Here is a 24,088-nt window from a genome sequence, read left to right on the forward strand (position 1 = left end):
CATAACTCGATGGAAGACGCCGAGAAGATCCATGCATACCGCTGCCCGATCCTATGCCAGTTCACCCCCAAAGCTGCTCGGCGGCGCGCTTTGCCTGGATTTCATCAACACGACCACGTGGCGCGGCAATCCGGAACGGATGGCGGAGCGTCTCCATCGCTATGGTGAACTGGTTCACTGGTCATTGGGCGCGCAAGCCCTGGATGGCGCTTGTGCGGAGCACCTGTTGCGCTCTGCTGCTGAACGGCCAGAGGCAGCAGAGGCATCCCTCTCAATCGGGCTCGCTCTACGCGCCGAACTCGAAGCGGCCTTCGATCCGGCGCGGAAAGAGCAGACCGCATTGCCCGTCACTCAATCGCTGGTGCAGGACCTGCTGACCATCGGGCGCCTCACGGGCGGCGGCCATGAGGCAAGCGTCTGGGGGCTGCCAGCATCAGATGCGGACTTGCGGTTTCCATTGCTGCCTATGGCAATCTCGGCACTGGACCTTGCCGTGTCGTCGCGCCGGCATCTGGTCTGCCGATGTGCCGATCCCGACTGCGGTTGGGTCTTCCTCGATGAGACCCGCAACCGATCGCGCCGGTGGTGCTCGATGAGCGATTGCGGCAACAGGGCCAAGGCGCGGGCTCACTACGCCAGGAGCCATGCAGCCCGCTCTTGAAACGTGCACGGCATGCTGCGGCATCATGGCAGGACGCGATCGAATCTCATCATTCTCGCTGCTATCCGGCGGTAGAAGTTTTGCGAAAGCGCAAGGGTTTCGTTTTCTCTCGAACGACAATGCCCTTCGCTTCCAGATCCAGGCGGACCGCTGCTAACCACCATCCGGCCTTTTCCCCTCGGGGGAACAGGTCTGCCGGGAGATTCGGCAAAAGTGCCGCCTTCGCCTCCGCCTCCGCCTCCGCCTCCGCCTCTGTCAGTCCGGGAGTTGAGTGAGGCAGAACGTCGAGAAAAGCCTGCCGCATCGCATGATATTTTCCCGATTCACCCGCACGAGGCGGCCAGGTGAACTGATGTTTTCAATCTCAATTTTGTCGTCAGGCATCGATCTTCTCCCCGACCTCAATCTTCGGATTCCCGAGATCGCTAATTCCGAGGGAGGTACAGTCAGTCGATCTGGGTAGGTCAACTGATCGTCGAGGTCCTGAGCGTAGGCCTGATACCAGCCATTGCCCTGCTCGGATCGCTGGCCGCCCTGATTTTCGACAGCCATTCATGAAGCCTCTTGCACCATTTTCACAGCTATGGATTGCTCGTACCTCCGTACAGGAGAAACGATATGACCTTTGAACTGTGGCTGGCCTTCGCGGCAGCATCTGCCGTGTTGCTGGCGATCCCCGGCCCGACGATATTGCTGGTAATTTCCTATGCGCTTGGGCACGGCAGGAAGGCAGCAGGCGCGACGGTTGGAGGCGTTGCACTTGGTGATTTCACCGCTATGACGGCCTCCATGCTTGGCCTTGGCGCGCTGCTTGCGACCTCTGCCACGCTGTTCACCGCGCTCAAATGGATTGGTGCCGCCTATCTGATCTATCTTGGGATCAAGCTCTGGCGGGCTCCCGTATCGATCGGCGAAGCCAGTCCGGATACCAAAGCCTTGCCGAGGGAACGCCCGCTCCGGATATTCCTTCATACCTACATAGTGACGGCCCTGAATCCGAAGAGCATCATCTTCTTCGTGGCCTTCCTGCCGCAATTCATGAACACCGCCCAGCCGATCCTTCCGCAGATGATCGTGTTCGAGGTGACATTCCTCGTACTGGCGACGCTGAATGCGGTCTTCTACGCATTTTTGGCCTCCATGGCGCGAAAATCAATCCGCAAGCCAAGTGTGCAGCGGGTCGTCAACCGCGTGGGCGGGTCGCTGATGATTGGCGCTGGCGTACTCGCTGCCAATTGGAAACGCTCCGCGGTTTGACGTAGTGTCGCTCGTTGAAAAGCCCGGAAAGTCCGATCCGCTCATAGTAGCGGATGGTGTGGGCCGACAGACCCGAACGCCTCGCCAGCTCGCCGATCTTCATGCGCGTCTTCTCTCGTTACGACGCGTGCAAGGCTACGGGTTAGAGCGCACTCCAAGTCAAGGAGAAAATGGTGCTTCTGTTGTTCCGACAAATGCGATGGTCGTATGGGCGTTGGAACGCTGCTCAGCCGGCCAACCGGCCGCTGAGGAAATCGATAAATGCCCTGAGCTGCTTCGGCATCTGTCTCGCACTGGGATGATACAAGTAGAAACCGCCGAACGGGGGTGTCCAGTCAGGGAGAAGCCGCAAGAGGCGACCGGCCTCGACGCGCGCACTTGCCTCCACGTCCAGCAAATAGGCAAGGCCCAGCCCTTGCTCGGCGGCATTCAGCATCACGGCGGTATCGTTGGCGATCAGCGGGCCTTCGACATCGACCTCAATGGCATCGCCCTCCTTCTCGAACTCCCAGCGATAGATTGCCCGTGCACCAGGCCAGCGGAAGCGGATGCAAGGAAATCGATACAAGTCAAGCGGACTTTCCGGCCTGCCTAGCCGCTCGATGAGCCCAGGGCTTGCGACCACCATGGACGCCCTTTGGCCGCCCATCCGAATCGCAACCATATCTCTTTCGAGGGTTTCTCCGAGTCGAATGCCTGCATCGAACCGCCCAGCGACAATGTCCGAGAAGGTGTCTTCTATCGTGATGTCGAGGGTCACGGCCGGATGGGCTTGGTGAAACGCTCCCAAATGCGGCGCCAGCAGATACATCGCAGCGACGCGCGAGAGATTGAGCCGCAGCGAGCCGACCGCCTCGGCACCTTCGGCGGTCAGTTCGGCCATGGCCTGGTCGAAGCCGGCGAAGAGGGGCACGATGTTGTTAAGCAGTGCTTGTCCTTGCTCGGTTAGGGCGACGCTCCGGGTCGTGCGATTGAGCAGCCGCACACCCAACCGGGCCTCAAACTCGCGCATACGCTGGCTCAATGCAGATGGCGAAATAGCCAGCGTCCTCGCAGCGGCGGAGAAGCTGCCGCGTTCCGCGATGGCGACGAACGCCTTGAGATCGGCAAACTCGCTCCCGCGCATTATGTATCATTCCCTTCAAGACTATATCATATAATAGAGCATTCTCTTCTCAAACGCAGCAAGCGATTTTCCTCACCAAGCCAACACCATGGACAACGGAGGAAGATTGCGATGCGAATTCTTGTCGTCGGGGCGTCCGGAACGATCGGACGTCCGCTTTGTGCGGAACTCGGGACGCGCCACGAGGTGATCGCCGCCGGCCGCTCGGGCCGCGACGTCTCGGTCGACATCACGTCGGCTGAAAGCATCGAGCAAATGTACGAGACAATTGGGCCTGTCGACGCCTGCATCTGCGTTGCCGCGTCTGGCGCACTGGACCGTTTTTCCAAACTGACCGACGCCGCCCTGCTCGAGAACATGCGCGGAAAACTCTTCGGCCAGATCAATCTCGTGCTGATCGGCCAGCGCCACCTTGCGGACAATGGCTCGTTCACCCTGACCAGCGGCATATTCGCCGACGAGGCGTGGCCGGGCGTCACCGGCGGCGCGGTCATCAGCGGCGGCCTGCACAGCTTTGTCCTGTCGGCCGCCATCGAACTGCCGCGCGGCCTGCACATCAATGCCGTGAGCCCGACGATGGTTGCCGACTCGACCGAAGATTTCGGCCACCTGTTTCCGGGCATGAAGCCGGTGTCGATGGATCGGCTGATCGGGGCCTATGTTGATTGTGTGGAAGGCGGCGGCACAGGTGGGATCGTCAAAGCATATGGAACGCTGATCCACCGGCGATCCGCGCGAGGCAGCGGCTAGCCATCCAGCTTTGCCGGCAAGCGATCGGTGAGAAAATCCACGACTGTCCGGACCGCGGGAAGCTGGCCGCGCCGGTGCGGGATGAGGATCGTCGTCGTTGCGCCTCCCGCGTACCAGTCGGGCAGAACCCGGCGGAGTTCTCCGCTTGCAATCGAAGGCGCGCAGAGCCCGTGCGGCAAGGAGGCGATGCCGAGCCCGGCTATCGCGGCCTGGCTGCCCTGATCGGTATTCATGACCCCGGGCGCGCCGAACCGGTGGATGGCCTCGTTCAGTGCCTCGACGCAGAAGTCCGCCTCAAGGGTGTTGGATATGCGCCAGGCCAGAACCTTGCGGGTGAACCAGTCCATGATGGCGACCAAATACAGGAACCCCCGCTGCATCGGGAGATATGCGAAGGCACGTCAAGCTTCATCAACTCGTTGACCAAACGTGGCGATACGCTGAAATGCCGTGCCGCCTCCCGGTGCCGATGGCCTTCATCCACAAGCGCCGCACCACGCTCTCGCAACGTCATCGGTACCGGCTTTCCCATCGCGGTTCTCTTTCAATCCGCAAGGAATTGAGCAAAATCCTCAACGGAAAGCCTTAATCTCGTCAGAGGCGACACGCTTTAGATCGGAAGACGGATCAACCGTCTCTGACGGCATTTACGAACGTTCAGTAGTTTACCAACCGATCGGATCACCTAAACGTCCCTATTGGTTGAGTCCTTCGACCTATTTGAGGGCGCCTCGGTGCTTTCATCTGGCCGTTGCCGTGCAGGACCTGAAAAAGATGGCCAAGTTCCACACCGCCAAGTAGCGGATCACGGCGATCCGAGGGCCAAGAACTCTATCGCGTCCTGAAGTCATGAGCGAAGCGGCTTCAACGCCCGTAGGCCGCGCTAACATAAACGCCCAGTATGATGGTGACTGGATATCAACATATAGGCGGGGAAGCGGCCCTGCCGCCTCCCCTCTATGGTTCATTCTACTTCGATTTGCGCCGCAACGTTTCGCTGAACTGCTCCATCCCGCTGAGGACCGCGCCTGCAAGGGCCTGTCCTCCCTTGTCCAGAAGTCCGTGAAGCTCGCTTATGGCGTGCGCGTGCGCGGCTTCGTCCTTCTCCGGCAGGGGCGGCAGGACATGGGCGTAGTATGTTTTGCCCAGAAGCCGGTGCAGCAGTCGCTCGCCGGGGAAGGGCTCGTTGTTGTTGAGCGCTCGCGCGCCTTTCAGGATGTTGCGGATGTCGTACTGGGTCGGGCTGATATCGGCCACCTGCTTTGGCAGGCCGAGCAGCGTGTAGACGCCGATCCGCGCGGTGCGAACCGAGCTTTCCATCGTGAAAATGACGTCGTTGCTGGTCTCCACGAACTGCCCGACCAGCGCGAGGTTCGCGCAGCCCTCAGGCACGACGCGCGGCCGGTCGCCGGCTGCGCGCGGCATGAACTGCGCCGTGATATAGGGCATCAGTGCGGTGCGCACCTTGGTGTTGGCCGCGATCTCGTCGAGCTGGTCCTCGATGCCCAGATGATAGCAGAGTTCGGCAAGGATTTCGCGCCCGGTGCAGGCGGGCATCGGCTTCTTGACGTGGTTGCCCTCCTTGTCCATCAGCAGTGCATAGACCCACAGCACCAGCACGTCGTCGGGCTGGTTCGGAAAATGCGGCTGACGGTTGCAGGTGAAGCTCAGCACCCAGTTCGAGTCGGTGAAGGTGATGACGCCCCCGGTGACGGTCTTGCCCGAATAGGGATCGTTGACCGAAACCTCCTTGAGCTTCTCGACAAGGGGCGAGGGCTTGCAGGTCAGGGTCGCCGATTCCCACATCGAACCGTCGATGTTACCGTAGAACTTCTCCGGCTTGCCGAACACAGGCGATTTCGCGGCGAGGTTCTTCCACAGGGCCCAGTCGCTGTCCTCGCCGGGCTCGGCCTTGCCGCGTTGCAGGACCGGAACGGTGTCCATGTCGCCGTAGGCCGTGCCCTCGGTCATCGAGCCGGTCAGCGCGACGACCACGTCGTCGGGGCCGAGCGCGATCGTTTCGTCCTTGCCGCCTACCTTGCAGCGGATTGCGGTGACGGTGCGCTTGTCCGCCTCCCCGATCATGTCGAGATCGTAGGCGCGGGTGTCGAACTGCACCTTCACTCCCTTTTCCTTCAACAGCCGGGTCAGCGGCACGACGAAACTGTCGTATTGATTGTATTTCGGGAAAACCAGCGCCGACATGTCCGTCAACCCGTCGATGGCGTCGAGAAAGCGGTGCATGTAGAGCTTCACTTCAAGCAGGCTCTGCCAGTTCTCGAAGGCGAACATCGACCGCCACAGATACCAGAAGTTGGTCTCAAGGAAGCTTTCGCTGAAATAGTCCTCAATGGCGATGTCGTCGAGTTCCTCCTTGCGCTTCAGGAGCAACTTCACGATCTCCCACTGGTGCGCCTTGCTAAGGCCGAGCGTCGAGAAATCGCGGATTTCGCCCTGCTTGTGCATCAGGCGCGCTTTCGACCAGTTCGGGTCGTTGTCGTTCACCAGCCGGTATTCGTCCAGCACGCTGTAGCCTTCCGGCAGTTCCAGCGCAGGGACGTCTTGGAACAGGTCCCAGAAGTTGTCGTAGTTCCAGTTCATCTCGCGACCGCCGCGGACGATGTAGCCCTCCTCGGCATTGCCGGCGCCGTCGAGCGAGCCACCGGCGATATCCATCGTGTCGAGGATGGTGATGTCCTCACCCTTCATCCGCCCGTCACGGATCATGTAGAAGGCTGCGGCGAGGCCGGCGATGCCGCTGCCGATGATCCAGGCCTTGCGTCCCTCGACCGGTGTCACAGGTAGCGGGCGGTTACGCATGTAAGGGCCCATGGTGTCGGGTGGCGGCAGCGTTTCCAAAGGTTCCTTCCGCCAGAAGGCCTGCCCGATATTGGCCTCTATCACAGGTGCGGATTTCGGGGCTTGCGGCAAGTCGGACATAATGTCTCCTTCCGTTGCTTGGGTTCTGGATGCCAGTCGAGCATCCGGAATTACAGATATCACATGTTATTCAGATAACATTTGATATGAGTCAATTCGTCGTTCGAAATCCCCGGCCGGTTGGTCCGCGACTCGAGGAAATTGCGTTTCCCAAGGGGACGGAACGGTGGGCGCGCAAAAGCTTGCGCCGGAGGGCAACCGGTGTGGTCGTTACCGTCAAACCCGAGGAAGCAGCGCACGGTGATGGCATGACGACAGGCGTGATGCCCGCCCCGCCCCGTAATGACGCGCGCGGCGTGGGGTTACCGCCCTATCAGTCGACCGTTTCGTAGGAATAGAAGCCTTCGCCGGATGCCCTACCTAGCTTGCCCTTGTCGATGTAGTTTTCCTTGAGCCAGGCAGCGATCTTGCGCGCGTTCTCGTCGCCGTTCGACAGGATGTTGTAGGGCGTGTTCAGGCCGACGATGTCGTAGATCTGGAACGGCCCCATCGGTGCGCCCGTCGCGATGCGCCAGACCTTGTCCACATCGTGAGGATCGGCATAACCACCCGCCGCAAGATTGGCGGCCGCATTGAGGAAGGGAACGAGAAGGGAATTGAGCACATAGCCGGCTTTCTCCTTGCGGATCGGAATCGGCACCATGCCGATATCGGCGGCAAAAGCGACGAGCGCGTCGAATATCGCCGGGGATGTGTCTTCGGTCCCCATGATCTCGGCGGTATTGAACTTCCAGATGCTGTTGGCGAAGTGCAACGCCAGAAAGCGGTCCGGCCTTCCGGTCGAATCCTTGATGTCGCTCGGCAGCAGGGTCGATGAGTTGGTGGCGAAGATCGTCTTCTCGGGAGCCAGCACGCCCAGCTTAGCATAGGTGTCCTGCTTGATCTTCAGAACCTCGGGGATCGCCTCGATCACCAGGTCCGCATCGGCCGCCGCTTGGGCGAGATCGGTGGTGAGGCGGATGCGTCCGGGGATGGCGGCGGCCTTGCCGCCCGCCGCATCCTTAACCTCGGCCTCGTAGGTTACGACAAGCCCCGCAAATCGCTGGCGCGCCTGATCGAGCGCTTCTTTTGAGATGTCGTAGGCCGTGACCTCGAAACCGCTCCAGGCGGTCTGAAACGCGATCTGGGCGCCGAGCACTCCCGTGCCGAGCACCGTCACCTTCCTGATATCCGTCATTACTGATCTCCCTTCGTTTCTTCATCGGAGCCGTCCCTGCGCCGGGGGTTGGATGTGGAGAGGGCGGCAAAATACCCATGGACGATCTGCCGGACCTGAGCGCGAAGATCCTCCATCGGATCGTGTTCCGGATGCGCGCCGGTGGAGGCTCGCGATATGACGAGATGCGTCACCGCGAATATGGAGCTACCGGCCAGACGCGCGGCGTCGGCGTCGGCTGGCAGGCCCTCGCGGATCGCCTGCCCGGTCAGTCGCGTGCAAATCGATTCCTGAAGGCCGGCGATCAGCGCCAGACCTTCCTGTCGATGGGGTTCGCCCGGCGCGCCGAACAACAGTTCGCGCTGATAGGCGCGACCGTTCTCCCTGCTGGTATCGGAGGCGAGCGCGACCATCGGCGAGATCAGCTTCATGATCGCGTCGACGAGATCGTCCGAATGGCGCGCGCGTTCGGCCCCGCGTTCGAGCGCGTGGCGCAACTTTTCATTGTAGATCAGCAGAAGAAGCTCGTTCTTCGTCGCTGCGTAACGAAACAGGGTGCCAACGGCGATGTCGGCCCGCTCCGATACCTCCTGCGTGGTCACGGCGTGGTATCCGCGTTCATCGAACAGCGCTGTCGCCGCATCGAAAATGCGCCGGCGCTTTTCCCACATGTTCCGGTCGCGACGCCCGGCGGGAGGCGATGAAAGTGCAGCGGCGGTCATAACGTTCCCGGCCTGTAAATGAGTGCATTCATTAATGAGTGTAGTCATTAATGAATGCAGGCGCAATATGCCCGCCCACAAGCTCCGAACGATGATTTCAAGAAATCTGCTCGCGGTTCGATCCCCTGCGATGTCGGCCTCGGGCCATGCGCGAGCGCGGAAATCCGACAGCGCGGTCGCAGATGCCGCTACCCTTTGCTCACCACCTTGAACACCAGAAGCAGATGCTCCTCGGCCGTCAACATCTCCTGCGGGTGTATCTGGAGCGTCGCACCCGACCACAGCGCCATCAGCATGGCGGCGAGCTGGTCGGCCGTGATCTTCGGGCTGAGCCCGTGGACCGCGATCAAGTTCTCGGTGACGCGGGTGAACTCGGCGCGATAGTAACGCTTCACTGGCTCGAAGCGGGCGGCGAATTCCGCATCGCGGCGCGCGTGCAGATGCAGTTCGACGATCATCAGCGACAGGGTCGGGTTGCGCGCCAGTTCGGCCATGCGAGACGCCATGCGTTGCAGGCTTGCGTCGAGTGAAAGACCTTTCGTTTCGTCGATGATGGACTGGAACTCCGCCGCCAGCGCCGCCGTGTGGTCCTCCACGAGCGCCAGCAGCAACTCCTCCTTGGTCGCGAAGTTCGAGTAGAACGCGCCCTGTGTGAAACCGGCGCGCTGGCAGATTCCGCGAATGGAAGCAGCGGCTATGCCGCCGGACGAGATGATGTGCAGGGCGGCCTTCTTGAGCTGCGCCTGCGTGGCCTGCTGCATTTGCCGGCGGGAGAGACGTTTTGGGGCGTCATCCATGAACCTCGTTCCGTTTTCCTGCGATTCCAATGCTTTCGCGGCGGATGAGTTCACATCGTGAATCGCCCGGAACCGTCAGTGCTACATTTTCGGACACGTTTCAGCAAAATTCCAGATATCGAATGAAACCTGAAATGTCCTCGCGCATTATCCTCCCATGCATCGAGGAAACGGTGCGCCGGGCGATCTGCCTTGCACGGCGCGCCTTCACCCAGACGAAGGGACCGCAGGTTTGTATATCCCCTATACGGCGGCGACCGAGAAGCTTCAGCCCGACGAGGACCGCATCGTCCGGGACATCGTGTCCCGTATGGCGGCGGCTCAGGCGCGGAACGCCGAGCATCACCGCCACGCCCACCGCGACGCGCACGCCAAGAGCCATGCGATCCTCAAGGGACGCATCAGCGTCCACGAAGGGCTCGCGCCCGAGCTTGCACAGGGGATATTCGTCGCCCCGCGCGAATACGAGGTCGTGGCCCGGCTTTCGTCGGCCCCCGGCGATATCCACAGCGACGACATTCCCGAACCGCGCGGCTTCGCGATCAAGATCATCGGCGTCGAGGGCGAGCGTCTCGTGCCCGGGCTTGGCGGCGCCAATCAGGACTTCCTGATGGTGAACTTTCCCGTCCTCGCCTTCGGGACAGTGCAGAAATACAAAAAGATGCTGACGCTTCTCGAACGCAGGGCAAGGTCGCCCGAAGCGGTCCAGAAGGCTTCGGCCGCCACCGCGCGCGGGGTGCAAAGGCTGGTGCGGGCCGTCGGCGCGACGCCGGACGCGACCTTGCAGGGACTGGCCCGCGACAGGGCGCATATGCTGGGCGAGACGTTTCATACACAGGCGGCGATCCGCTACGGCGATTTCGTCGCCAAGCTGTCGCTTGCGCCGCTGGACGAGGTCGCGGCGCTGGCAGGGCAGGAAATCGGCGACGGCTTTTCCGCCATGGGCGAGGCGGTCGCGGCGCATTTCGCGCGCGGCGGCGCAACCTACGAACTGCGCGCCCAGCTTCGCACCGATGCCGAAAACATGCCGGTCGAGGATGCCGCAATCCTGTGGGATCCCGAGGCCTCGCCGCATGTGCCGGTGGCGACGCTGCGGTTCAAGCCGCAGGACGTGCTGTCGCCGGCCCGGCGCGTACACGGCGACGACCATCTGGCCTTCAATCCCTGGAACGGCGTGGCTGCGCATCGTCCGCTGGGTTCGATCATGCGCGTGCGCAAGGCGGCCTATGAATCCTCTTCCGCGCAGCGTCACCGGCTGAATGCCGTGCCGCGCGCGGAGCCATCGGCGCTGGCCGATATTCCCGACTGACCGACACATTCGACCAAGCAGGAGACCCCACTCATGTCGAACGATACCAAAGACCCGCGTCTGGACGACGAGTCCCGGCTCGCCGAATTCCGCCGCATCGCCAGGGAGATCGCGGCGGACGCGCCGACGCTGGCCCAGATCAAGATCAACAGCCTGATCCGCGACCACAATCCGCTGTTCGAAGGCAGCTCGAAATCCGCAGGGCGCGCCGGGCGGCAGTCGGGCAATGTTTCGGAACTGACGGCGATCGCCGATCTCAAGCCCGGCGGAGCCGATCGCCTGCGCCGTCTCTTCAACCTGACGAACGGAAATTTCGATGGTGCACAAAGGGTCTCGACCCTGCACAACATGCGCTTCGTCTTTTTCGACAACGACACGCGTATCATCTTTGCCACCGCCTATGACGGCGACTGGGACACCTATATCAACGATTTCGCGACCAAGATCCCGGAACTGATGGACCTGCTCTTCGCCAATGTCGAGGGCTGGCCCGGCATCACCTCGCCCGAGGTGAAGGACTTCATCGCCGAACACCAGATCGACGCGGCAGGCTGGTTCGTGGCCAATCCGCAGGTCACGGTTGTCGACGTGCGCCGCTATCAGCGGATGGACAAGGCAGTCGCAGAATTCCTCGACGCCATGTCGGCCAATGCCGAAATGGACGCCACGACGCGCAAGGCACTTGCAAAGCTCTCCGAGGTCATCGCCGTTCCGCAGGGGGTCGATTACTGATGGGCATCCTTAAGCACCTGAAAGACCGTTTCCGTCGCGACCGGGTCACGCTCCAGCTTGACGATATCCAGGCTCTGATCCTGCGCTCGCGCCCCGAGCCCTATGTCGGCATTCATGCCATGCTGCATGTGGACGAGGCCGAGGGTGGGCGCGGCCTGATCGAACGGCTGGCTGAACACATCCCCTCGGCGCATGACTGGGCCGACGATCTCAGCGCCTGGACCGGCGTCGCGATCAGCCATGCGGGGCTGAAGGCCCTCGGTCTGCCCGAAGAGTCGCTTAACTCGTTCCCACTAGGCTTCCGGCAGGGCATGGCCGGGCGCGCGACCCAGCTTCATGATTTCGGCGAGAACGCGCCCGAAACATGGGAGCCCGCCTACAAGAACAACAACTGCCACATCGCGCTGACCATCTATGCCGCGGACAAACACGCGCTGGATGCCGCCGTGGAAAAGGCGATGGCCGAACTCGGCGCCTCGACCGGCGTCACGCTGGTGGGCACGCATGAGTTCGGCGCAGACGAGGATGCCGAAAACCCGTTCGGCTTCCGCGATTCCATCTCGCAGCCGACGGTCGCGGGCGCCGGGGTCGATCCGCAACCGGGGAAGGAGCGCGCAATCGCGGCGGGCGAGTTCGTCCTTGGCGAGAAGAGCGAGACCGGAGAGCCCGTCTCGATGCCTTCGCCCGATCCGCTCGGGCGCAACGGCTCCTTCGTCGTCCTGCGCAAATACGACAGCCGTGTCGGCGCCTTCAACGACTTCCTGCGCGCGCAGGCCGAAGATCCCGAAGCCCGGCACGCGCTGGCGGCGAAGATGTTCGGACGCTGGCGCTCCGGCGCGCCGTTGCCGCTCTCCCCGGACGGCGACGATGCGGATCTCGGCGCCGATCGCCTGCGTAACAACGATTTCGATTTCAACGACGACGTGAGGGGCTTCGTCTGCCCGCATTCCAGCCATATGCGCCGGATGAACCCGCGCGGCAGCGACCTGAGCATCCTGACGGACGAGAACATCCACCGCATCATCCGGCGATCGTCCACCTTCGGCCCGAAATGGACGCCAGATGTGATCGCGGCCGACGACCGGCCGGACGAGCGCGGCCTGTTCTTCATCTTCATCAGCGCGCGGGCCTATGACACGGTGGAGTTCCTGCAACAGGAGTGGATCAACCGCGGCAACTTCATCGACCTCGGTACCGAGCCAGATCCGATTGTCGGTCTGCATGAGGAGCCGGGCATGTTCACCATTCCGGCAGATCCGGTGCGCCGCCGCATCGACGGGGTGACGACCTTCAACCGTCTGCGTGGAGGCGAATACATGTTCATGCCTTCCCTCACCGCGTTGCGCTGGATCGGAAGCAGGGGCTGGGCGGCGTGACCAGCCGCCCTTAACCGTGGTTGTGGTCCGTGGCCTGATCCCGAAGCCCGCGCCTCTCGCAGGCGAGATGCAGCGCCGCAAGGGCGGCGGCGCCGTAGATGGCGGTCAGCGCCCAGAGCATCGCGACCTGGGTTAGCACGTCCTGCCAGGACGCCCCCATCTGGTTGACGCGGACCATGCCGGGAATGGCCGAGGTGCTGGGGACGGCAAGCGCGATCCGTTGCATCCAGTGCGGCAGCATCTCGACGGGCCAGGCCACGCCCGACAGGAAGAAGAGCGGGATGCCCATGGCCATCATGGCGAGGATCGCCCATTCGCGCACCGGCAGGACTGCGGCCAGCAGAAGCCCGAGGAACGCCGTCGACAGGATGAAGGGAATGCCGAGGATGACAAGATCGAGCAGGCCGCCGATCCGCGGCACGCCGAGAATGGCCGGCAGGAACACCAGATAGGCGAACATCCATATGCCGTAAAGCAGGCCGTAGGCCGCCGTTCTCGCGGTGACGGCGGTGAACGGCCGTTCGCTGTAGCGCGCGTTCGCCGCCCCGGTGTTGAGCAGCGCAACGCCCATCAGGAGGGTTTGCTGCAGGATGAGAACGACCGCGGCGGGGACGACATAGCTGGCATATCCGCCCTGGGGATTGAACAGGGGGACCGCCGTCACCGTCATGGGCTGGATGCCCGCCGAAGCCTGCGCCCCCCTGCCCTGCTGCACCATCCGCGCGGCGGCGATCTCCGCCCCCATCTGGCGGGTCGCCGAAGTCACGACGGTCATCGCCGAATTGTAGAGCAGGAAATAGCTCGCATCGCCATAGGCGGCCACGGGCGCGCTGCGCCCGGCCAGAAGGTCGCGCTCGAAGAATTCGGGGATCACCAGAATCGCGAAGGCCCGCCTTTCCTGAAGCGCGCGGCGCGCGGCCACCATGTCGGGCACCGAACCGGCGATCTCCACCGTGTCATGGGCGTCGATCCGGCGCAGCAGCTCCCGCGAGGTGGCGGAATTGTCCTGATCGACCACCACGACGGGCGCCTCGCGCACCACCTCGCCCAGATAGGGCTGAGGATAGAGCAGGCCGTAGACGACGATGGCCAGCACCATGACCGAAAAGGCGGCCCGGTCCGTGAAGATGGCGGCGAACGCGTCCCGGAACTCCGCGAGCCAGGTTCTCATGCCGCGGCCTCCATCTTCGGGGAGGCGCCGCGGGGCCGCCGGACGGCCAGCAGCAGCGCGGCGAGGCCCGCATAGGCCAGCACCGCCCAGCCCAGGACCCCCAGCGATGCCAGCGAGAGATCCACCGGCACGCCGCGCAGCATCTGGTCCACGCGCAGGTCCATATACCAGGTCAGCGGCAGCAGCGCGCTCCAGAACGTCGCGAAGCCGTGCATGGCGAGGCGCGGGAAACTGACCCCGATGAAGCCGAAGGCCGGCGCGGTGAAGATACCCGCCATGCCGAGCGCCATCGGAACCGTAGGAGATGCCAGGCCGAAGGCCACGCCCATCATCTGATAGGCGAGGATGAAGAGCAGTCCGCCAGCCAGATGGATCGGCAGGCTGCCGTTGAACGGCATGTCGTAGACCCGCAGCAGCAGCGCGTCGCCCACGGCGAGAACGGTGGCGAAGATGACGGTATAGGGCAGGAGCTTGCCCAGCATCGCCGGAACTACCCCGCCGCCGATCCGCGCCATGATCCGCAACCCGCCCGGCCTCGACCGTTCGAGCGCGATGGCGTTGGCGGTCGCCGCGCAGATGAAGATCTGGAGCGCGGCGGGCATCAGGGCGGCCAGAAGGAAATGGACATAGTCCAGGGTGGGATTGAAAAGCGGGCTTTGCTGCACCGGAATGGGGTTGACCGCCGCAGCGGCCTGATGAGCGGCCTCGCCCCGCGCGACGCGCATCGAGACCGCGATGCCCGCGTTCACATTGGCGAGCGCGGTCTGCACGCCGCGCGCCACGGCGCTGCCCGGGGTCATGAACTGGTTGTTGTAGAACAGCACGACCTCGGGCTGGCGCCCGGCGCGCAGGTCGCGCTCGAACTCCGCCGGGACCAGCACGACGCCGTAAGCCCGCCCGCTCAGGACCAGATGCCTCGCCTCGGACAGATCGAGCGGACGCCAGGCGACCGCGACCTCGGGCGCCACATCCACCGCCTGCACGATCTGGCGCGAAAGGCTGCTGCGGTCGAGATCGAGCACGGCCACCGGCAGATCCGTCGGCACGCCCGCCCGGAAGATCGAGGCCAGCACGAGAAAGATCAGCAGCGGAAAGGCCAGCACGAAAAAGGACAGGGCGGGACGGCGGGCGATGCGGCGCAGCTCGCGCCGGGCGGCCAGCGCGACTCCCGGCCGCATCGGCTTTTCAGCGGCCGGCATGGCCGGTCCGCCAGTCGATGATGGCGCTCATGCCCGGGCGCAGGCCCAGGGCCGGTTCGACCGGGCGGGCGCGGATGCGGAAGGTGCGCAGGTCGAAATCCCCCGTCGCCCGCGTCGCCCGCCAGTTGGCATAGGCGCCGAGCGCGCTGATCGAGGTAACGCGCAGTTCGACATCGCGCCCGCCGATGGCGGGAACCCGGGCGTGCAGCCGGTCGCCGACCGTCAGGCCGTCCAGCAGATCCTCGCGCAGGTTGAAGGTGAACCAGACATTGTCGAGATCGACGATGGACAGCAGCGGCGCCCCGGCGGCGGCGAGCGCCCCGACCTCGGCGACCCGGCTGACGACCTCGCCGGAGATCGGCGCGGAGATGGACAATTCGCCGACATCGGTACGGGTCTGATTGAGGGAGGCTTCGGCTTGCTGGACTTGAGCATCGGCGACCGCCCGCTCCTCGGAGCTCGCTCCGTCGATGGCCAGCGTCAGGTTCGCCTCGGCGGCGGCTACGGCGGCCTGCGCTGCGGAGAGCGAATTCTCGGCGCTGTCGAGCTGTTGCTGCGAGGCAGCCGAGCGCTCGGTCAGAACCGAGACGCGGTCATAACTTTGCCTGGCCAGAACGAGATCCGCCTCAGCCTTTTCGAGTTCGGCCCGGCGTGCGGCGATGACCTCCGGACGGGTGCTGTTGATCCGCGCGCGATCGGCGCGCGCAACCCCGGCCGCAGCTTCCGCTGAAGCGAGGCCGGCCATGAGCTGCGGGCTTTCGAGCTCAACCAGAAGCGTGCCCGCCTCGACGCGCTCGCCTTCGTTGACATGCACCGCGGCGATCTCGCCGGAGACCTTCGGCGCGATGTCGACTCGCGTCGCCTCCACCTCCCCCTGAACGAGGACGGCGGCGGGAGCCAGCGAGGCCCAGATCGACAGGGCCGCAATGCCTGCAAGGGCGACGACGGCGATGATGAGGGCGATTCTCGATTTCATGACGGTGGCATCCTTGACCCGATGCAGATAGATATCAATTGATATTTAGATGTCAAGCGGCATATAATTACGAAGGCACCGATCGGGAAGACGACCATGAAGCACGCCGACAGAAGGCAGATTACACGCGAGGCGCTGATTGCCGCAGCGACCGCAGAGATTTTCGAGAACGGGATTTCCGGCGCTTCACTGCGCCACATCACCGAGCGAGCGGGCTACACGCAAGGCGCATTCTATTCCAATTTTTCGACGCGGAACGCTCTCTTGGAGGCGGTGCTTGAAAAACTCATGCGGGGCCGGCTAGACCGGATGGAGGCCATTCTGCTTGGGGAAGGACCACTCGAAACCACCATCGAGCGGCTGGGCGAATGGCTGAAATCCATGCAGGACGATACGGCCGGCACGCTGGTGATGCTCGAATTCCAGGTCCACGCGCTAAGAGACACCGGGTTCGCAACGAACTATAATCGATGGCGCGCTGCCCAGCATGCTCTCATTGCCCACGCAATAGAAACGATTCGAAAGCACCATGGCGTGGAGACAAAACTGCCACCGATGCTGATGTCGCTAGGATTCTCTGCCCTTTGGTCTGGCTTCGCGCTGCAGGGGCGGCTTCCCGAGGACATCGAGGTCGACGATTTGATTGGGTCGTTCATGCGGGCGTTGGTCTGAATGTAATATCGGTCGGAACAGGATGGACCGGCGAGGCTGATTAATTTCCTAGCGCATCAGCCATCTATGCGAAGAAGGTCGCGGTGCTCGCCGGCGCGCTGGATCGGCCCGACGAACGGCCGCAGGCGGCCGAAGCTTTGCGGATGCTGATCGAGAAGATCGTGCTGACGCCGGGGCCCGAACGCGGGGGGCTCTACGCCACTCTGCATGGTGATCTGGCGACGATCCTCGAATAGACGGAGCGGCAAGTCATTGGAAAGACGTCTAAAAACGAAAAAACCGCAGCGGATGCTACGCGAATGTCTGAATCGGTGGTTGCGGGAGGGCGCACCCATCATAACTTGCTGTTTCGGGCCGCCGCATAGCAACCTTGCCAAGGTTGGAGTCAAGGGTTCGAATCCCTTCGCTCTCTTCAGATTTCTAAAGGAAATCAAAGGATTGAGTAAGGGCCATCTTCGGGTGGCCCTTCCCTTTTTGGGCTTGGCCAACACCTGGTCAACACGAATGACGCCTGAGCAGGCAGGACGGGATGATCGCCTGAACACCAGCCGGACGATGCCTCGGCGAGCCGAACTGATTCGAGTCCGTCTCCAATGCGCATTGCCCAACTGGCTCGGGCAGACAAGTGGACCCGCGTATCGTTTCAGGCCGGGCGAGTTCCTTCACCGCGACCAGCAACAGCCCGATGGACAGGAGGGCCGGAATGACGGGTACACTGCCGCCATGCCAGCGTTTTGTTTCGGCGCTGGGCTGGAGATGCCCATAAGGATCAGGGCGAGAACGGCGTTTTTGCCGGCGCGATTCCAAGTCTCGAAGACGTCCGACTCTTGGCTCAGGTAAGATGAGGTACATCACAGGCGCCCAATCCCCGAACGATATCGAGCGCGCTCAAGTTCGATCCTTAAGGCTGCCTTAAGCCTCGTATAGAAATGCGACCTGGAACCTCGGGTGATAACCATGCGCGTGCTGATAGTCGAAGATGATGCCGTCCTCAGAGACGGATTGACGGTGGGCCTTTCGATTGGCGGCTTCACCGCCGATGCGGTCAAAACCTGCGAAGAAGCCGGCGCAGCTCTCACGAACCATGAGTTCGATGCGCTGGTGCTTGACCTGATGCTTCCCGACGGTTCCGGCCTCGACGTGCTGAAATCCCTGCGGGAACGGCAGGACGCCACGCCCGTCCTCCTCCTGACTGCGCGTGATCAGGTCGCCGACCGGATTCACGGACTGGATGCGGGGGCCGACGACTATCTCGGCAAGCCGTTCGACCTCGACGAGGTCGCGGCGCGGCTGCGCGCGCTCGTCCGCCGTGCCGCTGGCCGGCCGCAGGCGCTTATCGAATGGCGCGGCCTGCGGCTCGATCCTGCAAACCAGAATGTCGAACACCAAGGCGAACCCATCCGCCTGTCGCGGCGCGAATACTCGATTTTGCATGCCCTCATGATCCATCCCGGCCGGATCCTGTCGCGGAGCCAGATCGAGGAGAAGCTTTACGGCTGGCAGGAGGAGGTCGAGAGCAATGCTGTCGAGGTCCACATCCATCATCTTCGCGGCAAGCTGGGACCGGGCATGATCCAGACCGTCCGTGGGATCGGCTATCGCCTCGGAGACGAACCGTGATGCCGTCGATCTCCAAACGGCTGTTCCTGATCCTCGCCCTGACCACCGGTCTCGTCTGGCTGTCGGCGGTCGTCTGGATTTTCCTTTCCACGCGCGCGGAGGTGGAACGGGTTCTCGACGCGCGGCTGATGGAAGCCGGCCGGATGGTTTCCTCATTGATCGTCAGCCAGGAGATCGCCATCGATCCGACGCAAACGATCACGTCCGATCTGCCGGTGCGCGGCCACAGCGCCTATGACCGCCAGCTTTCGTGCCAGATCTGGTCGCTGCAGGGGACATTGATCGGGCGATCGGATGCGGCGCCCGATCAAGCAATGTCGGAGCACACCGACGGGATCTCCGAAACCGTGATAAATGGTGAGCGGTGGCGGGTTTATGCAATCACCAATACCGAGCGCGGTGTTCGCGTTCTGGTCGGCGACAATCTGAGTATCCGTAACGGGTTGGTGAACGACGTCATCCGCGGTCTTCTCCTGCCGGTCCTGCTGATGTTGCCGGTTCTTGCTGTCCTGATCTGGCTCAGCGTCAGGCGCGGCCTTGAGCCGCTAAGGAAGATCGCAGGCGACCTGGAAGCACGACCCGCCTCCGACCTCAGCCCGATCGAGGACGTGCAGACCGCGAAGGAGATTGCGCCGGTCTTGCAGTCGCTCAACGGATTGTTTGCACGCGTGGCCGGGCTTCGGGAACGCGAGCGCAACTTCACCGCCTTTGCCGCCCACGAACTGCGCACGCCGTTGGCCGGCCTCAAGACGCAGGCGCAGGTCGCGCTTGCAAGCGGCGATGGCACGATCCGCGAGCAGGCATTGCGTCAGATCATGGTTGGCGTAGACCGCACCGGCCGGCTCGTTCGGCAATTGCTGGATATGTCGGCGGTTGAGGCGCTCGACCAGGGCGAGCGTAGTGGGAAGGTATGGCCCGGGAGTATACTGAGAGCGCTCGCGGACGAATTAGCAGATCCGACCAGGGGCGTTGCGGTCGAGGTTTCCCCTGATCTTGACCGCATCGAGCTGGACATCGAGCCGGATCTGTTCGCTCTTGCTGCCCGGAATCTGATGGAGAACGCTGTGAACCATTCGCCGCCCGGAGGCGTCGTCAGGTGTCGTGTGGCCGGCCCCGCCGAAGAGGGCCAGATGATCATCGAGGATGATGGTCCCGGTATCCCCGAGGAGGAGTTGGCCCGCGTCACCGAACGCTTCTTTCGCGGCCGCAACAAAGTACCGGTCGGCAGCGGTCTCGGTCTCGCGATCGTCGAACTGGCGCTCGGGCGGAGTGGTTGGCACCTACGACTTCAGAATCGCGATTGCGGAGGGCTGCAAGCGGTGATGGCGAACGCCGCGTGACCCGTTGCACATACATGGTGCGGGGCGCAGCCAACTCATCTTCAAGAAGATGGAGTGCCAGCAGGATGCGCCAACGCAGGGAGTGATCTTCTCGCCGCGCGACGAAGCTATCCCACCAAAAGATGCCCCATAGCCGGATCTGCTATCACAACCAGCGGGCTCCCGTCGCGAACGTTGTCGGCGAGGTGGATGACATCCTGATTGATCATCCGGATGCATCCTGATGAAACGGCCTGGCCGATGGTCCAGAATTCCGGGTTTCCGTGGATGCGATAGATCGTGTCCCGGTTTCCTTCATGAATGTAGAGGGCGCGTGCTCCAAGTGGATTTTTCAGCCCCGGGTCCATGCCGCCATTGGCGATTGAGTAGGGCTCTAACTCGGGTTGGCGCGCAACCATTTCATCGGGAGGTGTCCAGCGCGGCCATTCCCGCTTGTATGCGATATGACGCCCTCGACCAGCCCACGAAAAACCGTCCCTGCCGACACCCACACCGTATCGGGTTGCGCGGCCGTGAGGCTGAACGTGGTAGAGGTAACGGTTTGGCGTATCGACGATGACGATTCCGGCTCGTTCATCGGTTGGATAGTCGACTTCCGTCCGCCACCATTTCGGATCGACCTTGGAAACGTCGACTTCCGGGATCGGGAAGCGCTCGTTCGGCAGTGCGTAGTACATCGGGGGCGTCGGCGGCGGAGGAGGCATCGAGACCGGCTGCGCGACTTGCGGTGTTTGCCTCGTGGAAACGCATCCGGCGAGAGTCATTGCGCTGGCGCCAATGAGGAAAGCGCGTCGCGCGATTGCGGGTGTCGGTAGCTTGCTCACGTTTCGTACGCTCTCTGCTTTGCGATCAATCAGGCCGCACAGCACGATGCCCATCTTAAGAGCAGCTTAAGGTAAGCGCGGCCGAAGATAGCGAAGCGGCGGGGACTTCAGGCGCCGGCCTGCGGCTCAAGTGATCCGGCCGAACAGGTTTTCGATTGGGTGGGGGCACTTTGTTGGAAACGCGGGCTTGCGTCGCAGGCGAGGAGCACTTTTCCGCCCTTAAGCGGGCCTTAAGGAACGCCCGCTTTGCCGCCGGTCCTGTGAAGGAGACGAGGATGCGGACGCGACTTTTAAGAAACAACGCCGTAGCGTCCGCGGAAGGTGTTGGATGCGGCATCGATGCTGATGCTCGACGCAAGAATGACCAATGGACCCGCCGCGAGCTTCTGCTCGGGGGCCTGGTGGTGCCGGTAGGATTGTTGGCGACTCCCAGCGGGATGGCCGCCGCCAATCCGGCTGCAATGGTCACGGACGTCGCTTCCTACCGGGAGAGACTGGAGCAGATCGCACGAACACATAGCTTCGCGCTCATCGACATCCGTGCGGATTGGTGCGCGGTGTGCCACCGCATTGAGCGGGAAATCCTCGCCCACCCTGCTGTGCTGCAACACCTTGAGGCTGTCCCTCTCGTCAAGGTGGACGTCACGGCGATGGACGAGGGAAACCGCCAGCTCCTCTCCCACCTTCGAGCGAGCGGCCCGCCGACATTCTTCGTCGTGGATGCAGCCACCGGACAGGAATACAACGGCACCCGTTCGGTCGGACCGTTCAGCAGGCGCGATCTCATGCGGCGGTTGCGGCCGTTCACCCGATAGTCCGGAGTCAGGATAAACTGCCGTCGCATCTTCGGCTCAATGCGGTCCTTAAGACTGTCTTAAGCTCGGGAGAGTGCGCTCGCTTCAATATCCATGATCTGGAGCTTTGAGACCATGCACGATCGGCGCCTCTGCACACGTAGACCTCATCCTTTCGCTATGGGTAGGCCGCCGTTCCGCGGTGCATTGAGTCGGCGGACCTTGCTCTCGGGCCTGGCGGCGCTCGCTGCCGCCGGCTTTGCCATGCCCGTGCGTGCCGACGACATGTCAGCCGAGATGATCCTGAACGACCCGGAGGCGCCGGTCGGCGGCAACCCGAACGGCGACCTGACGATCGTCTCGTTCTTTGACTATAACTGTCCTTTCTGCAAGCGCACCGTCGAGCCGCTGAATACGGTGCTGGAATCGGACGGCAATGTGCGTCACGTCTACAAGGACTGGCCGATCCTCGCGCAGTCTTCGGTCTATGGCGCAAAGCTGGCGTTGGCGGCCGGGTATCAGAACCGCTACGAGGAAGCCTATCTGGCGTTGATGGGTATCGAAGGGTCGCGGGTGCCAGAAGAGCAGATGCGACAGGCATTGGAAGGTGCCGGCTTCGACACGGCGGGTCTCGAGACCGAAGCCAACCGCCGCGACGCCGAGATCACCGCCTTGCTTCAGCGCAATAACGCGCAGGCCGAGGGGCTCGGTCTGCGTGGCACGCCCGTGTTTCTGATCGGTCGGTTTCTCGTCGCCTCCGCCCTCGACGAGGACGGCTTCCGCCAGGTTGTCGCAGACGCTCGCGAAGCGTCTTGATGCATCCCGATCGCGATCATCCGAGTAATTTCATGTCCTCAATGCCCATACTCCGCCTCCTTGCTGGCCTGTTCTTCGTCTTCCTGTCGCTGCCCGCCGCGGCGCAACAGGAGGATCTCCTGCAAGCCGAGGAAGCCTTCCGTTTCTCGGTTGAGCGGAATGCGGATCAGCAGATCCAACTCCGGTGGGAAATCGAGGAAGGCTATTACCTCTATCGCGATCATCTGGAAGCGAAGGATGCCGCGACCGGCGAGCCGATCCCGCTGTCGACTGGACCGGGCGTCGTGGAGACAGAGGATGCCAACTTCGGTCCTTCGGAGGTCTATTATCTTGAAGCGGTGGCACGTCTCGGCACTGAAGCGCCCGGGCAGGTCGCAGTCACCTATCAGGGCTGCAAGAAGGATTCGATCTGCTATCCGCCGCTGACCCTGACGGTCAACACGGCAAACCTTCAGGTTTCCGAACCCGTTGTCGGCTTTGGCATAGGTCCAACTCCGGCCGCCCCTGCCGGAGGGACGGGAAACGGCGGCTTCAGCCTGGCTGAGGACACGCAGGACGGCGGCATGGTCGGCTCGCTTCTCGCCAGCGGCGGTGCGATCTGGGTGATCGTGAGTTTCCTCGCCTTCGGGCTGTTGCTCGCCTTCACGCCCTGCGTGCTGCCCATGTATCCGATCCTGAGCGCGACCCTGGCGCGCGAGGGCGAGGCATTGACGGCCCGGCGCGGCTTCATCCTGTCTTTGGCCTATGTGCTGGCAATGGCCGCAGCGTTTGGCCTGCTTGGCGTGGTTGCCGCGTGGTCCGGCCAAAACCTCCAGATGGTGCTGCAATCGCCCTACGCCATTGGCGCCGTCGCAGCGCTGTTCGTCGTGCTGGCGACGGCGATGTTCGGCCTGTTCGAACTGCAACTGCCGACCACCTGGGTCAGCCGGATGGCAGGGGTACAGGCCGGCACGCGCGGCTCGGTGGGCGGAGCCGCCGGAATGGGCTTCCTTTCCGCGCTGATCGTCGGTCCCTGCGTCACCGCGCCGCTCGCCGCGGCACTTCTCTATATCGCACATACGGGCGATGCCTGGATCGGCGCGAGTGCGCTGTTTGCCCTCGGGCTCGGCCAAGGCATTCCGCTGATCGCCTTTGGCACGATGGGGAGCCGCGCTCTGCCGCGTGCGGGGGCGTGGATGGTGCAGGTCAAATACGCGTTCGGCTTCGTCTTTCTCGGCGCGGCGATCTGGATGGTCTCCCGAATCCTGCCGCCGCAAGTGACGCTGGCGCTTTGGGCGGGCCTCCTCTTGATTGTTGCGGTCTTCATCGGCGTCGCTGATCGGCTCCTGGCCGATGCGGGTGCCTGGCCACGTTTCCGCAAAGCCGCCGGACTTGGGGTTTCCCTCGGCGGCGTCATCCTGGCGATCGGGGCGGCGTCGGGCGGGACCGACCCGCTACGTCCGCTCGCCCACTTCGTCATGACCGGTTCGGGCCAGCAGATCGCCCAGTCCGAGATGACATTCATCGAGGCAAACTCGACGCCGCAGGTCGAGCAAGCGATTGCCTCTGCCAACGGACGTCCGACATTGGTCTATTTCACGGCCGACTGGTGCGTCATCTGCAAGACGATCGAACGCGACGTCTTTTCGAGCACGGAAATCGTTGCCGCACTGAACGACTTCCAGCGTGTCAAGGTGGATCTGACCGGACTGGATGAGGCCAGTCAGGGTCTGATGCGCGATCTTGCTGTGGTCGGCCCACCGACCATGATCTTCTTCAACCGAAATGCCTCGGAGGCAAACGGCTCCCGCCTCATCGGCGATGTGACAACCGATACGTTGCTGACATCGGTCTCTCAGGCGAGGCAGTGA

22 protein-coding genes, 1 tRNA gene and 2 pseudogenes are annotated in these 24,088 nt (G+C 62.9%); 14 read left to right on the plus strand and 11 right to left on the minus strand.

The window, feature by feature from the left end:
* The first annotated feature begins 31 nt into the window (after positions 1–31).
* Entirely contained in the window at positions 32–661 is a 630-nt protein-coding gene (locus IGS74_RS00430; RefSeq protein WP_060609261.1) for a CGNR zinc finger domain-containing protein, read from the plus strand.
* A 618-nt stretch (positions 662–1,279) separates the two neighbouring features.
* Positions 1,280–1,918: a LysE family translocator gene (locus tag IGS74_RS00435; protein WP_039194794.1), complete on the plus strand. Its 639-nt coding sequence runs from the start codon at positions 1,280–1,282 to the stop codon at positions 1,916–1,918.
* A gap of 28 nt (positions 1,919–1,946) precedes the next feature.
* Here IGS74_RS00435 and IGS74_RS00440 read toward each other — a convergent pair.
* A pseudogene (locus IGS74_RS00440) lies at positions 1,947–2,021 on the minus strand (MerR family DNA-binding transcriptional regulator); the annotation flags it as partial.
* A 123-nt stretch (positions 2,022–2,144) separates the two neighbouring features.
* Entirely contained in the window at positions 2,145–3,044 is a 900-nt protein-coding gene (locus IGS74_RS00445) for a LysR family transcriptional regulator (RefSeq protein ID WP_039194793.1), read from the minus strand.
* A gap of 111 nt (positions 3,045–3,155) precedes the next feature.
* Here IGS74_RS00445 and IGS74_RS00450 point away from each other — a divergent pair, with 111 nt between their 5' ends.
* Positions 3,156–3,794: a short chain dehydrogenase gene (locus IGS74_RS00450; protein ID WP_052194947.1), complete on the plus strand. Its 639-nt coding sequence runs from the start codon at positions 3,156–3,158 to the stop codon at positions 3,792–3,794.
* Here the strand turns inward: IGS74_RS00450 and IGS74_RS20155 are convergent.
* The 5 genes and pseudogenes from IGS74_RS20155 to IGS74_RS00480 form a co-directional block, all read right to left on the minus strand.
* A pseudogene (locus IGS74_RS20155) lies at positions 3,791–4,183 on the minus strand (DDE-type integrase/transposase/recombinase); the annotation flags it as partial. The gene IGS74_RS00450 and the pseudogene IGS74_RS20155 overlap by 4 nt on opposite strands.
* Before the next feature lie 580 nt (positions 4,184–4,763).
* Complete coding sequence (locus IGS74_RS00465; protein ID WP_039194791.1) at positions 4,764–6,734, minus strand: oleate hydratase; 1,971 nt, start codon at positions 6,732–6,734, stop codon at positions 4,764–4,766.
* 313 nt (positions 6,735–7,047) lie between these two features.
* Positions 7,048–7,911: a 3-hydroxyacyl-CoA dehydrogenase gene (locus tag IGS74_RS00470; RefSeq protein WP_039194790.1), complete on the minus strand. Its 864-nt coding sequence runs from the start codon at positions 7,909–7,911 to the stop codon at positions 7,048–7,050.
* Positions 7,911–8,678 carry a TetR/AcrR family transcriptional regulator gene (locus tag IGS74_RS00475; protein ID WP_197057542.1) on the minus strand — a complete coding sequence of 256 codons (768 nt, stop codon included), beginning with the start codon at positions 8,676–8,678 and terminating at the stop codon, positions 7,911–7,913. Before IGS74_RS00475 ends, IGS74_RS00470 begins: the two co-directional genes overlap by 1 nt.
* Before the next feature lie 122 nt (positions 8,679–8,800).
* Positions 8,801–9,409: a TetR/AcrR family transcriptional regulator gene (locus tag IGS74_RS00480; RefSeq protein WP_039194913.1), complete on the minus strand. Its 609-nt coding sequence runs from the start codon at positions 9,407–9,409 to the stop codon at positions 8,801–8,803.
* 232 nt (positions 9,410–9,641) lie between these two features.
* Between IGS74_RS00480 and IGS74_RS00485 the strand changes: the two genes are divergently transcribed.
* Genes IGS74_RS00485 through IGS74_RS00495 form a run of 3 tightly spaced genes read left to right on the plus strand, consistent with a single transcriptional unit; the run spans position 9,642 to position 12,826 of the window.
* Positions 9,642–10,718 (plus strand): catalase family protein, encoded by a 1,077-nt coding sequence (locus tag IGS74_RS00485; protein WP_192388684.1) that lies wholly within the window; start codon positions 9,642–9,644, stop codon positions 10,716–10,718.
* Positions 10,719–10,751: 33 nt separating this feature from the next.
* Positions 10,752–11,450, plus strand: a complete 699-nt coding sequence (locus IGS74_RS00490) for a hypothetical protein (RefSeq protein WP_039194789.1) — start codon at positions 10,752–10,754, stop codon at positions 11,448–11,450.
* Positions 11,450–12,826, plus strand: a complete 1,377-nt coding sequence (locus tag IGS74_RS00495) for a Dyp-type peroxidase (protein ID WP_039194788.1) — start codon at positions 11,450–11,452, stop codon at positions 12,824–12,826. Before IGS74_RS00490 ends, IGS74_RS00495 begins: the two co-directional genes overlap by 1 nt.
* A 10-nt stretch (positions 12,827–12,836) precedes the next feature.
* Here the strand turns inward: IGS74_RS00495 and IGS74_RS00500 are convergent, their stop codons facing one another.
* From IGS74_RS00500 to IGS74_RS00510, 3 genes are read right to left on the minus strand one after another with little or no spacing between them, the layout of a single operon-like run.
* Positions 12,837–13,997 carry an ABC transporter permease gene (locus IGS74_RS00500; protein WP_052194944.1) on the minus strand — a complete coding sequence of 387 codons (1,161 nt, stop codon included), beginning with the start codon at positions 13,995–13,997 and terminating at the stop codon, positions 12,837–12,839.
* Positions 13,994–15,196, minus strand: a complete 1,203-nt coding sequence (locus IGS74_RS00505) for an ABC transporter permease (RefSeq protein WP_039194787.1) — start codon at positions 15,194–15,196, stop codon at positions 13,994–13,996. The genes IGS74_RS00500 and IGS74_RS00505 overlap by 4 nt, the downstream gene beginning before the upstream one ends.
* Entirely contained in the window at positions 15,183–16,172 is a 990-nt protein-coding gene (locus tag IGS74_RS00510; RefSeq protein WP_039194785.1) for an efflux RND transporter periplasmic adaptor subunit, read from the minus strand. The genes IGS74_RS00505 and IGS74_RS00510 overlap by 14 nt, the downstream gene beginning before the upstream one ends.
* A gap of 96 nt (positions 16,173–16,268) precedes the next feature.
* Between IGS74_RS00510 and IGS74_RS00515 the strand changes: the two genes are divergently transcribed.
* From IGS74_RS00515 to IGS74_RS00535, 5 genes are all read left to right on the plus strand, one after another.
* On the plus strand, positions 16,269–16,844 hold the full coding sequence (locus tag IGS74_RS00515; protein ID WP_039194784.1) for a TetR/AcrR family transcriptional regulator: 576 nt from the start codon (positions 16,269–16,271) through the stop codon (positions 16,842–16,844).
* Positions 16,845–16,927: 83 nt separating this feature from the next.
* Complete coding sequence (locus IGS74_RS00520; RefSeq protein WP_156122388.1) at positions 16,928–17,080, plus strand: hypothetical protein; 153 nt, start codon at positions 16,928–16,930, stop codon at positions 17,078–17,080.
* A gap of 85 nt (positions 17,081–17,165) precedes the next feature.
* Positions 17,166–17,256: transfer RNA gene (locus tag IGS74_RS00525), tRNA-OTHER, on the plus strand.
* Between the two features lie 545 nt (positions 17,257–17,801).
* The gene (locus IGS74_RS00530) at positions 17,802–18,464 is read left to right on the plus strand and encodes a response regulator transcription factor (protein ID WP_012092695.1); all 663 of its coding nucleotides are present in this window, start codon (positions 17,802–17,804) and stop codon (positions 18,462–18,464) included.
* Positions 18,464–19,804, plus strand: a complete 1,341-nt coding sequence (locus tag IGS74_RS00535; protein ID WP_012092694.1) for an ATP-binding protein — start codon at positions 18,464–18,466, stop codon at positions 19,802–19,804. Before IGS74_RS00530 ends, IGS74_RS00535 begins: the two co-directional genes overlap by 1 nt.
* Before the next feature lie 107 nt (positions 19,805–19,911).
* Here the strand turns inward: IGS74_RS00535 and IGS74_RS00540 are convergent, their stop codons facing one another.
* Positions 19,912–20,568, minus strand: a complete 657-nt coding sequence (locus tag IGS74_RS00540; protein WP_109707754.1) for a L,D-transpeptidase — start codon at positions 20,566–20,568, stop codon at positions 19,912–19,914.
* 335 nt (positions 20,569–20,903) lie between these two features.
* On the opposite strand from IGS74_RS00540, the gene IGS74_RS00545 reads away from it, so the two are divergent.
* The 3 genes from IGS74_RS00545 to dsbD all read left to right on the plus strand — a co-directional run bounded on the left by IGS74_RS00545 (position 20,904) and on the right by dsbD (position 24,088).
* A complete protein-coding gene (locus tag IGS74_RS00545) occupies positions 20,904–21,443 on the plus strand; it encodes a thioredoxin family protein (protein ID WP_012092692.1) in 540 nt (179 codons plus the stop codon).
* 186 nt (positions 21,444–21,629) lie between these two features.
* Positions 21,630–22,238 carry a DsbA family protein gene (locus IGS74_RS00550; RefSeq protein WP_037092232.1) on the plus strand — a complete coding sequence of 203 codons (609 nt, stop codon included), beginning with the start codon at positions 21,630–21,632 and terminating at the stop codon, positions 22,236–22,238.
* A 32-nt stretch (positions 22,239–22,270) separates the two neighbouring features.
* A complete protein-coding gene (gene dsbD, locus IGS74_RS00555; RefSeq protein WP_034658536.1) occupies positions 22,271–24,088 on the plus strand; it encodes a protein-disulfide reductase DsbD in 1,818 nt (605 codons plus the stop codon).

Source organism: Aureimonas sp. OT7, from assembly GCF_014844055.1.
In the GTDB taxonomy this organism is placed as follows: domain Bacteria; phylum Pseudomonadota; class Alphaproteobacteria; order Rhizobiales; family Rhizobiaceae; genus Aureimonas; species Aureimonas altamirensis_A.

Coding starts and splice junctions, on each gene's coding strand:
- IGS74_RS00430 (WP_060609261.1), top strand. CDS start 32: ATGCATACCGCTGCCCGATCCTATGCCAGTTCACCCCCAAAGCTGCTC.
- IGS74_RS00530 (WP_012092695.1), top strand. CDS start 17,802: ATGCGCGTGCTGATAGTCGAAGATGATGCCGTCCTCAGAGACGGATTG.
- IGS74_RS00545 (WP_012092692.1), top strand. CDS start 20,904: ATGCGGACGCGACTTTTAAGAAACAACGCCGTAGCGTCCGCGGAAGGT.
- IGS74_RS00480 (WP_039194913.1), bottom strand. CDS start 9,409: ATGGATGACGCCCCAAAACGTCTCTCCCGCCGGCAAATGCAGCAGGCC.
- IGS74_RS00540 (WP_109707754.1), bottom strand. CDS start 20,568: ATGACTCTCGCCGGATGCGTTTCCACGAGGCAAACACCGCAAGTCGCG.
- IGS74_RS00450 (WP_052194947.1), top strand. CDS start 3,156: ATGCGAATTCTTGTCGTCGGGGCGTCCGGAACGATCGGACGTCCGCTT.
- IGS74_RS00445 (WP_039194793.1), bottom strand. CDS start 3,044: ATGCGCGGGAGCGAGTTTGCCGATCTCAAGGCGTTCGTCGCCATCGCG.
- IGS74_RS00505 (WP_039194787.1), bottom strand. CDS start 15,196: ATGCCGGCCGCTGAAAAGCCGATGCGGCCGGGAGTCGCGCTGGCCGCC.
- IGS74_RS00465 (WP_039194791.1), bottom strand. CDS start 6,734: ATGTCCGACTTGCCGCAAGCCCCGAAATCCGCACCTGTGATAGAGGCC.
- IGS74_RS00500 (WP_052194944.1), bottom strand. CDS start 13,997: ATGAGAACCTGGCTCGCGGAGTTCCGGGACGCGTTCGCCGCCATCTTC.
- IGS74_RS00495 (WP_039194788.1), top strand. CDS start 11,450: ATGGGCATCCTTAAGCACCTGAAAGACCGTTTCCGTCGCGACCGGGTC.
- IGS74_RS00435 (WP_039194794.1), top strand. CDS start 1,280: ATGACCTTTGAACTGTGGCTGGCCTTCGCGGCAGCATCTGCCGTGTTG.
- IGS74_RS00515 (WP_039194784.1), top strand. CDS start 16,269: ATGAAGCACGCCGACAGAAGGCAGATTACACGCGAGGCGCTGATTGCC.
- IGS74_RS00510 (WP_039194785.1), bottom strand. CDS start 16,172: ATGAAATCGAGAATCGCCCTCATCATCGCCGTCGTCGCCCTTGCAGGC.
- IGS74_RS00535 (WP_012092694.1), top strand. CDS start 18,464: ATGCCGTCGATCTCCAAACGGCTGTTCCTGATCCTCGCCCTGACCACC.
- IGS74_RS00470 (WP_039194790.1), bottom strand. CDS start 7,911: ATGACGGATATCAGGAAGGTGACGGTGCTCGGCACGGGAGTGCTCGGC.
- IGS74_RS00490 (WP_039194789.1), top strand. CDS start 10,752: ATGTCGAACGATACCAAAGACCCGCGTCTGGACGACGAGTCCCGGCTC.
- dsbD (WP_034658536.1), top strand. CDS start 22,271: ATGTCCTCAATGCCCATACTCCGCCTCCTTGCTGGCCTGTTCTTCGTC.